The following is a 12,553-nucleotide window of genomic DNA, read 5'->3' on the forward strand; positions in this document are numbered from 1 at the left end:
GGGACGCGCCGCTCCTCCGCGTCTCATAGGCTGGCGCCGTGAGTGCGATCCGGCCGTCCGCGGGCCCCGAGCTGATGCTGCCGGGGCTCCGCGAGGTGTACGCGGCCTATGTCCGGGAGGCGGGTGCGCTGGCCGCGCTGCCCGGCCCGCTGCAGGCGGAGGTGTGGACGTCCGCGCAGCTCGGCGGTCTGGAGGCGGCGGCCCCGCACGCGCAGGGGCGGCGCGCCGCGCTCGGCGACCTGATCGGCTGCCTGCGGGCGGCGGCCACGCCCGGCGCCCGGGCCTTCCTGCGGGCGCTGGCCGCGATCGGGCCGCCCGAGGGGCGCCGGGCGGCCGGACGCGCGGCGGACGGGCTCGGCGACGTCCCGGCGGCGCCGTGGGAGGGGTCGCTCGGACGGGTCGTCCCCGGCCAGGCGTGGCTGATCCAGGAGGGCCCGCTGGACGGCGACCGGCTGGTCTGCGAGTTCCGCTACGAGGACGCCGGCACCGCCGGGATGCACGCGCTGGCCGTGCGCCTGTCCCACGCCGGCGCCCTCGCCGAGGTCGTGATCGTCGGGGACGTCCCGGCGCTGATGACGGCGGCGCGGCAGGCGATGCAGGCCGAACTGTGCGTCGTCCAGCCGTACGAGGCGGCGGCCGCGGGGGCGAGACTCCGCGCCGGGCTGACCGAGGCGGTTCCCAGGGGGCGTGGGGGGTCGTCCCCCCACATGGGATACGGCGCGGAACCCGTGCCCGAGGAGTGCTATCCGGCGCTGGCGCTGGCCCGCCACCGGGCGTCCCTGCTGCCCTAGTGGGCTGCCCTAGCGGCCGAGGGCCCGGTACCGGCGGACCGACAGCGGGACGAACACCGCCGCGATCGCCAGCGGCCACGCGATCGCCATCAGGACGCTGTGCTGCGCCGCCCATGATCCGCCCGTGACGGGCTCGCCGAACAGGTCCCGGCACGCCGTCACAGTCGCCGACATGGGGTTCCACTCGGCGGCGGCCGCCAGCCAGCCCGGCATGGTGCTGGGCGCGATCAGGGCGCTGGACAGGAACCCGATCGGCCACACCAGGATCTGGATCGTCGCAACCGACTCGGGCCCCTTGGCGATCAGGCCGAGGTAGATGCCCAGCCACACCAGCGAGAAGCGCAGGAGCAGCAGCAGCCCGAGCCCGGCCAGGGCCCGGGCGGCGCCGTCGTGGACGCGCCAGCCGATCAGCACGCCGCAGGCCGCCATCACCGCCAGCGCCACGACCGAGTGCAGCATGTCGGCGGTGGCCCGCCCCACCACGACGGCCGACGGGGACATCGGCATCGAGCGGAACCGGTCCGTGACGCCCTTGGCGGCGTCGCTCGCGACCGCGGCGAACGTCGTCTCGACGCCGAACGCCATCGTCAGGGCGAACATGCCGGGGACGATGAACGCCCGGTAGTTCCCGCCGCCGGGGACGTCCATCTGGCCGCCGAACAGGTAGCCCATCATCAGCACGACCATCACCGGGAACAGCAGCCCGACGGCGACCTCGCCGGGCTGCCGCGCCCAGTGGGCGAGGGCCCTGCCGGTCAGGGTCCGCCCGTCCGCGACGGCCCACCGCATCGTCTGGACGCTCACGCGGGCACCTCCTTCTCCTCTGTGAGGTGCAGGAACACCTCGTCCAATGTGGGCCGGCGAAGACCGATGTCCGCCACGGCGAGCCCCGCGTCGTCCAGGGCCCGGACGGCCTCGGTCAGCGCGGCGGCCCGTCCGGACACCGGCGCCCCGATGCGCAGGGTCTCGGTGTCGACGTCCACCTCGCCGTTCGCGACCTTGGCGACGATCTCGGCTGCGGCGGTGAGCGACGCGGGATCGTCCAGGACGACCTCGATGCGGTCGCCGCCGAGCCGCGCCTTGAGCGCGTCGGGGGCGCCCTCGGCGATGACGCGGCCGTGGTCGATCACCGAGATGCCGGACGCCAGCCGGTCGGCCTCCTCCAGGTACTGGGTGGTGAGCAGCACGGTGGTGCCGCCGTCCACCAGGGCGCGGATCGCGTCCCACACCTCGTTGCGGCTGCGCGGGTCCAGGCCGGTGGTCGGCTCGTCCAGGAACAGCACCGGCGGCGCGAGGATCATGGACGCGGCCAGGTCGAGCCGGCGCCGCATGCCGCCGGAGTACCGCCCGGCGGGCCTGTCGGCGGCGTCGGTCAGCCGGAACCGCTCCAGCAGCTCGTCGGCCCGGCGCCGCGCCCGCTTCGCGCCGAGGTGGTGGAGGCGGCCGAACATGACGAGGTTCTGCCGCCCGCCGAGCACCTCGTCGACCGCCGCGTGCTGCCCGACGAGCCCGATCGCGCGCCGCACCTCCACCGCGTCGCGGACCACGTCGTGCCCGGCGACGCGGGCGGTGCCGCCGTCCGGCCGGGCGAGCGTGGTCAGGATCCGGACGGCGGTGGTCTTGCCGGCGCCGTTCGGGCCGAGCAGCCCGTGCACGGTCCCGGCGGGGACGCGCAGGTCGAGCCCGGCGAGGGCCTCGGTGTCGCCGTAGCGCTTGCGCAGCCCCTCGGCGACGACCGCGAACCGTGGTTCCGTCACCCGTCCTCCAAAACTATGTACGCTGTACGGATTTACCATCGCGGCCAATATAGCGTACGGAGTACAGAGTTTCATCCTGAGAGGATCGGCCGGTGACCGAGTACAGCGGGGCGGGCGACCCGAGGCGCAGCCTGGAACTCCTGTGGGGCGTCCAGAGCCGCCCGAGACGGGGGCCGAAGCCGCGGCTGACCGCGGAGGAGATCGTCCGGGCCGCGATCGAGCTGGCCGACGCCGAGGGCCTGGACGCCCTGTCCATGCGCCGCATCGCCGACGAGCTCGGCGTGTCGCCGATGTCGATCTACACCTACGTGCCCGGCAAGGCCGAGCTGATCGACGTCATGGTCGACCGCGCGTTCGGCGAGCTGACCCCGCCCGAGGACGACACGTGGCGGGCCCGCCTGGAGCACATCGCGCGCGACAACTGGGCGCTGTTCCACCGCCACCCGTGGCTGCTGCGCGTGGCCCTGGTCCGCCCTCCGATGGGCCCGAACGTGATCGGCAAGTACGAGTACGAGCTCCGCGCCGTGGACGGCCTCGGCCTCACCGACCTGGAGATGGACTCCGTGGTCGCGCTCGTCACCGGATTCGCCGAGAGCGCCGCGCGCGTCTCGGTCAACGCCGCCGAGGCAGGGCGCCGCAGCGGCATGAGCGACGCGGAGTGGTGGCAGGCCGCCGCCCCGATCCTCGACACCTTCATCGACGAGGCCGACTATCCGCTCGGCACCCGCGTCGGCACCGCCGCCGGACGGGAGTACGACGCCGCCGTCGCCCCGGGCCGCGCCTTCGAGTTCGGCCTCGCCCGCGTCCTGGACGGCATCGACGCGCTGATCAGCTCCCGCTAGCCCGCTTGGTCCGCTTCGTCGGGACGGCCTGCGCGGGGTCCTCGGGCCACGGGTGCTTCGGGTACCGCCCGCGCAGTTCGGCCCGCACCGCCCGGTAGCCCTCGCGCCAGAACGAGGCCAGGTCCGCGGTGACCGCCGCCGGGCGTCCCGCCGGCGACAGCAGGTGCACGACCAGCGGCACCCGCCCGCCGGCGAGCCGCGGCGCCGCGTCCCAGCCGAACAGCTCCTGCAGCTTCACCGCGAGGACGGGCCGCTCCCCCGCGTAGTCCACCCGGATCCGCGACCCGGACGGCACCTCGACCCGCTCGGGCGCGTACTCGTCCAGCCGCTTGGCCTGCTCCCAGGGCAGCAGCCCCCGCAGCATCCCGGCCACGTCGACCCGCCGGAGATCCGCCCGCCCGCGCGCCCCCGCCAGCCACTCCGGGGCCCGTTCCAGCAGCGCCGCGTCATCGACGGCGGGCCAGGGATCGCCGAGCGCCTCGCGGAGGAAGGCGAGCCGCTCGCGCAGCGCGACGGCGGCCGGCGTCCAGGTGAGCAGCCCGAGCCCTTCGGCCCGTACCCCGTCCAGAAGCGCGGCCCGCACGAGCTCCGGGCCCGGCTCCCGCAGCGGCCTGGAGCCCAGTTCGATCGCGCCGAGCCGCTCGACGCGCCGCGCGACCACGTCCCCGTCCCGCCACACGACCTCCTCGGCCGTCCCGACCAGCGGTGCCGCCGCGAACCGCGCCACGTCCTCGTCGATCACCACGGCCTGCCGCACCCGCGCCGACGCCGACCCGGCCGGACGGTCCGCCGCCGCCACCGCGAGCCATTCGGCCCGGCCCACGGCCAGCGCCGACCCGCCGGTGAGCTCGGCCCCCGTCCCGGACGCCATCAGATACCCGCCGCCCCGCCTGCGCGCCACCCTCTCCGGAAACGCCAGCGCCACCACGACCCCTGCCGCGTGGTCGTCGGATCGCGCGGCGGGGGCACCGGCCCGGGTGGTGAGGGAGTTGCGGAGGCGGGTGGTCTCGTCGCGCCAGCGGGCCGCGTGGGGGTCGGCGGGGCGGGTCTGGCGGCGGAGGGCGCGCCACGTGGCGGTCAGGTCGTCGCCCGCGGAGCGGGGCGGCGGCTCGGAGAGGAGGGCGACGATCTGGGACGCGTCGCGGGCGCCCACCCGGGGGGCGCCGTCGATCAGGGCGCGGGCCAGCCGGGGGTGGAGGCCGACGCGGGCCAGGCGCCGGCCCCGGTCGGTGACGCGGCCGTTCGCGACGGCGCCGAGGGCGTGCAGGACTTCGCGGGCGGCGTCCATCGCGGCGGGCGGGGGCGGGTCGGGGAGGGTGAGGCCGGTCGCGTCCGGGTCGCCCCAGCAGGCCGCGTGGAGCGCGAAGCCGGTCAGGTCGGCCAGTTCGACCTCGGGGCGGGGACGGGCCGGGAGGCGGTCGTGCTCCGCCTGCGTCCAGCAGCGGTAGACGGTGCCGGGGGCCTCCCGCCCGGCGCGTCCGGCGCGCTGTCCGGCGGTGGCACGGGACGCGCGGACGGTGGTGAGGGAGCCGAGCCCGCGGGCGTGGTCGGTGCGCGGCTCGCGGGCGAGGCCGGAGTCCACGACCACCCGGACGCCGGGCACGGTGAGGCTCGACTCGGCCACCGAGGTGGCGAGGACGATCCGGCGGCGCGCCGCGGGGGCGAGCACCTCGTCCTGGACCGAGCGGGGCGCCTGGCCGTGAATCTGCAGGACGTCGGCGGGAGCGTCCTTGAGCAGGCCGGCGACGCGGGCGATCTCGCCGACCCCGGGCAGGAAGCACAGGACGTCGCCGTCGCGTTCGGCCAGGGCGCGGCCGGCGGTGGCGGCGACGTGCGCGAGGAACGCCGGGTCGACGCGCATGCCGTGGGGCGGCGGCAGGGGCCGCGGCGGCGGCGCCCAGATCGTCTCGACCGGGTGCAGCGCCGCCTCCGTCTCGACGACGGGCGCGTCGCCGAGGAGGCGCGCCCAGGGGCCGGTGTCGGCGGTGGCGGACGCGGCCACCAGGCGCAGGTCGGGGCGGAGCGTCGCGCGGACGTCCAGGAGGAACGCGAGCGCGGTGTCGGCGTCCAGGTGCCGCTCGTGGCATTCGTCCAGGATCACCGTGCCGACGCCGTCGAGTTCGGGCTCAGCTTGCAGCCGCTGGAGCACGACGCCCGTCGTGACGACGTCGACGTGGGAGCCCGGGCGGGACTCGCCGCGCACCGTGACGCCGACCCGGCCGCCGGCGCGTTCACCGAGAAGCCAGGCCATGCGGCGAGCGGCGGCGCGGGCGGCGAGCCGGCGCGGTTCCAGGACTAGGACCTTGCCGGCCGCGGGCGGGCCGCCGAGCGCGAGCCCGGCGAGCGCGAGCGGGACGAGAGTGGTCTTCCCCGTGCCGGGAGGCGCCGCGAGCACCGCCGTGCCTGCGGTGTCCAGGGCCGCGCGCAGGGCGGGGACCGCGCGGCGGACGGGAAGGTTCTCGGCGGCGCTGAGGTGCATCGTCCCAGTGTGCCGCCCCGGCCGGGCGGACCCGAAATCAATTGCGATGAAAAAGGCTCTGCCGGTTGCGGTGATAGTTGCACCGAGCCTTTCAGGCAATAGGCCGGGCCGTTCTTGATTATCCCCCGAATCAACCGGCTCAATCCAGGCGAACGGGCAGGTGAGCAATGACGTCAAGCCCAAGAAGTAACGCGGGAGTTTGATTTAAGTCACCTCGCGAAGTGTAGCGGCAATGCCTCGGGTATCCACATAATGAGGACGTCATCGCAGGTGCTGGGAGGCTAGAGATGTTCGGCAGCTCCATCTACCTCAGGGACCGCCCCGCTTTCACCGGAGGTTCACCGCAGGCGGTCCACGAGGAGCTCTGGCAACGCGGCCGTAAAGGGAGATTGCGGACACGTGCATTTCTGGCGGTGGCGACGCTCGTGTTGTGCGCACTGCTCGTCAACGCCGTTTTCGGAATCCTGATGGCGGTTCTGGTGGCGTCCGCCGACACGTTCGTCCATTGGCGCATTTACACCGCGTCGCGGGTGTGGCGGCTCGGGCTGCGGGGCGAGGAGCGCATGAACCGGTTCCTGCGCTACACGCTGGAGCGGCGCGGGCACCGCGTGCTGCACGCGCGGACGGTCCCCGAGCACGGCCCGGCCGACCAGCTGGTGATCGGCCCGGGCGGCGTGTGGCTCGTCCACAACGAGGCGTGGGCCCCCGGCACGGAGATCTCCCAGCACGGCGGCAGGCTGTTCGTCGACGGCCGGACGCAGACCAAGCTCGTCGGCGGGCTGACCGCGCGGGCCGAGGCCGCCGCCGAGGCGATCTCCCGCGTCGCGGAGGTGCCGGTGACGGTGACGCCGGTCCTCGCCGTGCACGGCGGCAAGCTGGTCCGGACGCCGTTCGCCGCGGACGGCATCGTGTTCGCGCCGCCGCTGAAGCTGATCCGCTGGATGCGCCGCAACCCGGCCGCGGACCGCTCCCCCGAGGAGGTCGAGGCGATCACCCGGGCCGCCGTGCACGCCCTCCCCATCGGCGGCCGCTCACTGTCCGCCGCGGCATGACGGAGCGGAGCGAGGGCATGCCGCGGCTTTTGCCGGGGGGTGTGGGGGGCGACCCCCCACACCGGTACAGGATGACCGCCGGACACCTGTGGCCGGAGGGCTCACACGCCGCCGCTCACAGGGCGCCCACCGCCCGCGGGGGATCCGCCACCTCTGCGGGCGGTGCGGCGCAGCCACAGCAGGCCCACGACGGGCAGCACCAGCGGGATGAACCCGTAGCCGCGCCCGTACATGGACCAGACGGTCTCGTCGGGGAACGCCGCGGAGTCGGCGATGCTGAGCGTGCCCACGACCAGCACGCCGGCCAGCTCGGTGGAGCAGGCGGCGACGGCGATCCGGAACGACGTCCGGCCGCCGCGGGCCAGCGCCACCGTCGCCAGGACGTAGACGGCCGCGGCGAACGCCGACAGCAGGTAGGCCACGGGCGCGTCGGAGAACTTGGTGGCGATCTGCACGCCGGCCCGCGCGCCGGCCGCGAGCGCGAAGATCGCGTAGACGGCGACCAGCAGCCGCCCCGGGCCGCCCGCGGTGCCGCCGGGACGGTTCCCGGGGCGCGGAGCCGACCCGGCCGGCTCTTGCCGGGGGGCGCGGGGAGTCGCCCCCCGCAGGAGACCGCGCCGGGTTCCGCCGCCCGTGCGGGCTTCGGCGCCGGCGCGGGCGCCGTCGCCCGCACGGGCTCGCGGCCCGCCGTCCTCACGGGTTCCGGGCCCGACCTGGTCGGGCCTGACGTCCTCGGGCTCAGCCACCGGTGCCGCTCCACAACTGGTTCATCCGCACGATCATGACGGCGACGGCGATACCGGCGACCACGATCACGCCGGGCCCCCACCGGGAGCGCTCCAGCAGCCCCCATCCGGCCCCGGCGACCGGGATCAGCAGCGATCCCAGCAGGTAGCCGACGAAGGTGGCGGGGCCGTCCGGCCCCTCGCCGCCGGAGAGCTTGACGAAACCGACGACGGCCTGCGCGATCAGCAGCGCCTCCAGGACGCCGAGCACGACGAGGTCGCCGACGCCCATCGCGCGGCCGCGCAGCGCCGTCACCAGGGCGTAGCCGGCGGCCAGCAGCGCCACCACGATGATCATGATGGCCAGGACGTTCGTCACGGCAAAAGAGTACTACCGCGTGTAGAGGACGGCGTCACCGCGACCGGGGCCCGCGCCCCGCCGGGCATGGCAGCATGGCGGGCGTGAACGCGCTGCAGTGGCTGACCCTGACCCGGCACGGTGAGAGCACCGGGAACCTCGCCTACCAGGCGGTGCACGGCACCGACGCCGAGGAGGCCGGCATCCCCGAACGGGACGCCGACGTGCCGCTGTCGGACACCGGCCGCGCCCAGGCCGCGACGCTCGGCCGCTGGCTCGCCGAGCTGCCGGACGACGAGCGCCCGACACTGGTCGTCTCCTCCCCCTACCTGCGCGCGTTCGACACCGCGCAGATCGCTCTCGCCCAGGTGGCCGACGCCTCCGAGATCCTGCCGGTCCGGGTGGACGAGCGGCTCCGCGACCGGGAACTGGGCATCCTGCAGGGCCTCACCGCCCGCGGCGTCCAGAACCGGTACCCCGACGAGGCCGACCGCCTGCGGCGCCTCGGCAAGTTCTACTACCGGCCGCCCGGCGGCGAGTCGTGGGCCGACCTGGCCCTGCGGCTGCGCAGCTTCTACCGCGACCTGCAGGCCGACGCACCCGGCGGCCGGGTCCTGGTCGTCGCGCACGACGCGATCGTCGTCATGACCCGCTACCTGGTGGAGGAGCTGACCGAGCGCGAGGTCATGGAGATCGAGAAGGAGCCCATCGGCAACGCCTCGGTCACCCGGTGGCGGCACGACGGGTCCGGCCTCGCACCCGTCTGCTACAACGACTGCGCCCACCTCGCCGGCGTCGTGCGGCCGTCCCCCTAGAGCTCGCCGCTGAGCAGCCGGGCGCTGCGCGAGGCGACGGCGGCGACCCGCGGATCCCCCGCCGGCAGGACCGACCGCAGCCGCTCCAGCGCCTCCAGGTCGGCGCGTCCCGGCTCGGTCTGGACGTAGGTCCACAGCGCGTCGGCGCCGCCGCGGTCGAGCGCCTGCCGCCGGACCCGCACGGCCAGCTCGTCGCGCTCGGCGCGGACGGCGGGCGCGTCGGAGCGCGGCAGCAGCTCGCCGCCGTACAGCCGCACGGCGCCGACGACGTCGCCGTCGTCCAGCAGCCGCCGCACGGTGAGGAAGTCGGCCTCGACCGCGCAGCCGAGCCGGTACGGGCGGGCCCGGACGATGTCGCCGAGCTGGTGGCGCAGCCGGTGGATCTCGGGGCGGACGGTCGCCGGGCTGCCGTCGTCGCCGTACAGGTACAGCGAGAGCCGGTCGCCGCTCAGCCCGCACGGGTGCAGGGCCAGCAGCGCGAGGATCTCGGCGTGCCGCAGCGTCAGGTCGGACCGCCGCCCGTCAACGTGCGCGTGCGGCTGCCCGTCGCCGAGGAGCGACAGCGTCAGCAGCGGCCCGTCACCGGCGGCGGGCCTCACCGCCGCGTCGCGGGCGCCGCCGCGGGGAACGGCGCCCGCGTCGACCCGGCCGCCGGCGCCGGGCAGCCGCAGCAGGAACGCCTCGCCGAGCGGCTCGGCGACGGCGACGCGGCCGTCCGGCAGCGCGACCGTCCCGCCCGGCTCGGGGACGGGGACGCGCAGCCCGCGCAGCCCGTCCGCCGACGCCGCGAGGACGCGGCCGGTGGCGGTGACGAGGACGCCGCTGCCGCGCAGCCCCCGCAGATGCGGCAGCAGCCGCGCGCGGAGCCGCTCGTCCCGCGCGAGCATCTCGTTCTCCAGCCGCGACTCGGCCAGCCGGGCCGCGGCGGCGACGAGCGCGACGGTCGCCGGATGCAGCGCCTCCACGGTCGCGCTGACGTCGATGCAGCCGACCACCCGCCCCGAGTCGGGGTCGATGATCGGCGCGCCGGCGCACGACCAGCGGTGCAGGACCTGGGCGACGTGCTCGGCGGCGTACACGTACTCGGGACGGCCGGTCGCGAGCGCGGTACCGATCCCGTTGGTCCCGACGGCGTCCTCCGACCAGCGGAAACCCTCGGTCAGCCCGATCGCGTCGGCGGCGCGCCGGGCGGCCGGCGGGCCCTGCGTCCACAACGCGTTGCCCGTCTCGTCGGTGATCACCATCAGGTGCTCGGTCTCGTCGGCGACCCGCCGCAGCAGGTTCCGCAGCATCGGCAGGTGCCGTTCGAGGGGGTGCGCGGCGCGGGCGTCGGCGAGGACGTCCCGGTCGAACACCAGGGGCGCCGCGGCCACGCCCGCGTCGATCCCGGCATCCCGGGAACGCCGCCACGACTCGGCGATCGGCGGACGGACGGTCACCGGATCGTGCACCACCATCAGTCCCTTTCCCGGGAGCGAACCTCGGAGAGAACCTCGGCCCGTCTGAGGATCGGTCCATCCGCGGGCGCGGCGCAACCGATTCCACGGATCCCGCCTGGCCGGATCCGGGCACGTTCCGTGATCGGACGATCGCAACGTGCATGCAACGTGCCGCCACCTACCGTTACCGGCGCTGGGGAGCGGAAGGGCCATCCTGTGGATCCGCCGTCCCGCGCGCGTCCGGGGGGAATGCGCGCGGGACGGCGCCGCGCCCCGCGTCACGGGGAGGACGAAGAACGCATGCTCTGCCTGACCTGTCACCGTGTCCGCCCGGCCCTGAGCCCGGCGGACTACACCGCCGAACGCGCCTGGCTCATCGTCCGGCAGGGGCTGTGCACCTGCGGGCCGCCGCCCGCGCGGACCCGCCCGGCACCGCGCCGCAAGCACGCCCGGTCCCCGGAAATAAACATCTGAGTTCACAAAATGTTCACGGTCGGTTCGCCTACAGTTTAAGGAGATTCCATCCGACCTGCCCCTTGGAGGGAGCGCCATGACCGTGATCCCGGGTCTCGTCCGCCGCGCCGCCGCCGAGGCGGAGCGCCATCTGCGCGAAGGCGTCGGCCTTCTCGTCAGAGTCGGGCGGGATCTGGAACGGTCGGCCGAGCTCGGCCGGGTGCTGCCCTCCTACATCGAGCGTGTCGCGATTCTAGAGCAGGCCGTCCGCGACCAGGACACCGAGCTCCGCACGATCCGCACCGAACTCGACTCGCTGGTCGTCCAGCTCAACGACCGGCTGCTGCCCCGCATCGACGAGCGCATGGACGACACGGAGCGTGACCTGGCCGCCGTCGCCACCAGCATGATCCGCACCGGCCGCGACACCGTCGGCCACCGCACCCGGCTGGAGGCCGCCGAGCGGCGCCTCGCCGAACTGCGCACCAAGATCGCCCAGCTGGAGCAGCGGACCGGGCTGTGGCGGGACCTGCAGTCCACCGTCGCCAGGTTCGGCGACGACCTCGACGCCATGCGCGCCCGGATCCCGCTGCGCGCCGCCGAGCCCCCGGCGCCCGCCGACGCCTCGCCCGCCCCGGTGCAGAACATCACCGACCGCCCCGCATAGCGGCCCCGTCCCGCACGGAAAAGGGCATTGCCGGACGTCCTGGAGAATGGACGCATGACTCAGCCGTCCGACATCGCCCCGCCCACCGTGCCGCCCGCCGTGCGCGGTTTCGCCAGCGACAACCAGGCGAGCGTGCATCCGGAGATCCTCGCGGCGCTGGCCGGGGTGAACGACGGGCATCAGCCCGCCTACGGCGACGACGTCGTCACCGGCCGGCTCCGCGAGGTCGTCCGGCGGCGTTTCGGCGACCGCGCCGAGGTGTTCCCCGTGTTCAACGGGACGGGCGCGAACGTGGTGTCGCTGCAGGCGATGTCGGACCGGTGGAGCGCCGTGGTGTGCCCGGAGTCGGCGCACATCAACACCGACGAGTGCGGCGCGTCCGAGAAGATCGCCGGGCTGAAGCTCGTCACCGTGCCCACGCCGGACGGCAAGCTCACCCCCGCCCAGGTCGAGGAGTACGCCACGGGCTTCGGCAACATCCAGCGGCGGCAGCCCGCCGTCGTGTCGATCACCCAGAGCACCGAGCTCGGCACCGTCTACACCCCGGAGGAGACCGCGGCCGTCGCGGCGGCGGCGCACGAGCGCGGCCTGTCGGTCCACATGGACGGCGCCCGCATCGCCAACGCGGCCGCGTCCCTCGGCCTGCCGCTGCGCGCCCTCACCACCGACGCCGGCGTGGACGTGCTGTCGTTCGGCGGCACCAAGAACGGCCTGCTGCTCGGCGAGGCGATCGTCGTGCTGAACCCGGACGCGGTGAAGGGGCTCGCGTACCTGCGCAAGTCGAGCATGCAGCTGGCGTCCAAGATGCGGTACGTGTCCGCGCAGCTCGTCGCGCTGCTGGACGGCGACCTGTGGCGGCGCAACGCCTCGCACGCCAACGCGATGGCCCGCCGCCTGGAGACCGCCGCCCGCGCCGTCCCCGGCGTCGAGATCACCCGGCCCGTGCAGGCGAACGCGGTGTTCGCGATCATTCCGAAGGACGTGGCGGAGCAGCTGCGCAAGCGGTTCTTCTTCTACGGCTGGTCCGAGTCGACCGGCGAGGTCCGCTGGGTCTGCTCGTTCGACACCACCGAGGACGACGTGGACGCGTTCGCCGCCGCGCTCGCCGAGGAGATGTCCGCCTGACCAGGGGCGCATCCCGATCATCGGGAGTGCGTCCGCCCGCCGCGCGGCCC

The 12,553-nt window shown here is 75.0% G+C and carries 13 protein-coding genes; 7 read left to right on the plus strand and 6 right to left on the minus strand.

Annotated elements, in window-relative coordinates; genetic code table 11:
* The first annotated feature begins 38 nt into the window (after positions 1–38).
* On the plus strand, positions 39–791 hold the full coding sequence (locus ACQPZP_RS28280) for a hypothetical protein (protein ID WP_433472759.1): 753 nt from the start codon (positions 39–41) through the stop codon (positions 789–791).
* A 9-nt stretch (positions 792–800) separates the two neighbouring features.
* On the opposite strand, the gene ACQPZP_RS28285 is transcribed toward ACQPZP_RS28280, so the two are convergent.
* Positions 801–1,580 carry an ABC transporter permease gene (locus ACQPZP_RS28285; protein ID WP_433479686.1) on the minus strand — a complete coding sequence of 260 codons (780 nt, stop codon included), beginning with the start codon at positions 1,578–1,580 and terminating at the stop codon, positions 801–803.
* Positions 1,581–1,591: 11 nt separating this feature from the next.
* Entirely contained in the window at positions 1,592–2,587 is a 996-nt protein-coding gene (locus ACQPZP_RS28290) for an ATP-binding cassette domain-containing protein (protein WP_433472760.1), read from the minus strand.
* 53 nt (positions 2,588–2,640) lie between these two features.
* Here ACQPZP_RS28290 and ACQPZP_RS28295 point away from each other — a divergent pair, with 53 nt between their 5' ends.
* On the plus strand, positions 2,641–3,390 hold the full coding sequence (locus ACQPZP_RS28295; RefSeq protein WP_433472761.1) for a TetR/AcrR family transcriptional regulator: 750 nt from the start codon (positions 2,641–2,643) through the stop codon (positions 3,388–3,390).
* Here ACQPZP_RS28295 and hrpB read toward each other — a convergent pair.
* Complete coding sequence (gene hrpB, locus ACQPZP_RS28300) at positions 3,377–5,869, minus strand: ATP-dependent helicase HrpB (RefSeq protein ID WP_433472762.1); 2,493 nt, start codon at positions 5,867–5,869, stop codon at positions 3,377–3,379. The genes ACQPZP_RS28295 and hrpB overlap by 14 nt on opposite strands.
* Before the next feature lie 413 nt (positions 5,870–6,282).
* On the opposite strand from hrpB, the gene ACQPZP_RS28305 reads away from it, so the two are divergent.
* Positions 6,283–6,921 (plus strand): nuclease-related domain-containing protein, encoded by a 639-nt coding sequence (locus ACQPZP_RS28305; protein WP_433472763.1) that lies wholly within the window; start codon positions 6,283–6,285, stop codon positions 6,919–6,921.
* A 101-nt stretch (positions 6,922–7,022) separates the two neighbouring features.
* Here ACQPZP_RS28305 and ACQPZP_RS28310 read toward each other — a convergent pair whose 3' ends face one another.
* Both ACQPZP_RS28310 and ACQPZP_RS28315 read right to left on the minus strand, forming a co-directional pair.
* The gene (locus ACQPZP_RS28310; protein WP_433479687.1) at positions 7,023–7,430 is read right to left on the minus strand and encodes a hypothetical protein; all 408 of its coding nucleotides are present in this window, start codon (positions 7,428–7,430) and stop codon (positions 7,023–7,025) included.
* Between the two features lie 229 nt (positions 7,431–7,659).
* Positions 7,660–8,025 (minus strand): hypothetical protein, encoded by a 366-nt coding sequence (locus ACQPZP_RS28315; protein WP_433462371.1) that lies wholly within the window; start codon positions 8,023–8,025, stop codon positions 7,660–7,662.
* A 74-nt stretch (positions 8,026–8,099) separates the two neighbouring features.
* On the opposite strand from ACQPZP_RS28315, the gene ACQPZP_RS28320 reads away from it, so the two are divergent.
* The gene (locus tag ACQPZP_RS28320; protein WP_433472764.1) at positions 8,100–8,819 is read left to right on the plus strand and encodes a histidine phosphatase family protein; all 720 of its coding nucleotides are present in this window, start codon (positions 8,100–8,102) and stop codon (positions 8,817–8,819) included.
* On the opposite strand, the gene ACQPZP_RS28325 is transcribed toward ACQPZP_RS28320, so the two are convergent.
* Complete coding sequence (locus ACQPZP_RS28325) at positions 8,816–10,276, minus strand: GAF domain-containing protein (RefSeq protein ID WP_433472765.1); 1,461 nt, start codon at positions 10,274–10,276, stop codon at positions 8,816–8,818. The two genes, ACQPZP_RS28320 and ACQPZP_RS28325, sit on opposite strands and share 4 nt — an antisense overlap.
* A 282-nt stretch (positions 10,277–10,558) precedes the next feature.
* Here ACQPZP_RS28325 and ACQPZP_RS28330 point away from each other — a divergent pair, with 282 nt between their 5' ends.
* From ACQPZP_RS28330 to ACQPZP_RS28340, 3 genes are all read left to right on the plus strand, one after another.
* The gene (locus ACQPZP_RS28330) at positions 10,559–10,732 is read left to right on the plus strand and encodes a hypothetical protein (RefSeq protein ID WP_433472766.1); all 174 of its coding nucleotides are present in this window, start codon (positions 10,559–10,561) and stop codon (positions 10,730–10,732) included.
* A 76-nt stretch (positions 10,733–10,808) separates the two neighbouring features.
* Entirely contained in the window at positions 10,809–11,378 is a 570-nt protein-coding gene (locus tag ACQPZP_RS28335) for a hypothetical protein (RefSeq protein ID WP_433472767.1), read from the plus strand.
* Positions 11,379–11,432: 54 nt separating this feature from the next.
* Positions 11,433–12,503 (plus strand): threonine aldolase family protein, encoded by a 1,071-nt coding sequence (locus ACQPZP_RS28340; protein WP_433472768.1) that lies wholly within the window; start codon positions 11,433–11,435, stop codon positions 12,501–12,503.
* Positions 12,504–12,553: the final 50 nt, after the last annotated feature.

Source organism: Spirillospora sp. CA-142024 (assembly GCF_050942325.1).
Taxonomy (GTDB): Bacteria; Actinomycetota; Actinomycetes; order Streptosporangiales; family Streptosporangiaceae; genus Spirillospora.

Excerpts from the sequence above, each read along its gene's own strand:
- ACQPZP_RS28285 (WP_433479686.1), bottom strand. The coding sequence starts at position 1,580 with ATGCGGTGGGCCGTCGCGGACGGGCGGACCCTGACCGGCAGGGCCCTC.
- ACQPZP_RS28290 (WP_433472760.1), bottom strand. The coding sequence starts at position 2,587 with ATGGTAAATCCGTACAGCGTACATAGTTTTGGAGGACGGGTGACGGAA.
- hrpB (WP_433472762.1), bottom strand. The coding sequence starts at position 5,869 with ATGCACCTCAGCGCCGCCGAGAACCTTCCCGTCCGCCGCGCGGTCCCC.
- ACQPZP_RS28320 (WP_433472764.1), top strand. The coding sequence starts at position 8,100 with ATGGCGGGCGTGAACGCGCTGCAGTGGCTGACCCTGACCCGGCACGGT.
- ACQPZP_RS28325 (WP_433472765.1), bottom strand. The coding sequence starts at position 10,276 with ATGGTGGTGCACGATCCGGTGACCGTCCGTCCGCCGATCGCCGAGTCG.
- ACQPZP_RS28330 (WP_433472766.1), top strand. The coding sequence starts at position 10,559 with ATGCTCTGCCTGACCTGTCACCGTGTCCGCCCGGCCCTGAGCCCGGCG.
- ACQPZP_RS28335 (WP_433472767.1), top strand. The coding sequence starts at position 10,809 with ATGACCGTGATCCCGGGTCTCGTCCGCCGCGCCGCCGCCGAGGCGGAG.
- ACQPZP_RS28340 (WP_433472768.1), top strand. The coding sequence starts at position 11,433 with ATGACTCAGCCGTCCGACATCGCCCCGCCCACCGTGCCGCCCGCCGTG.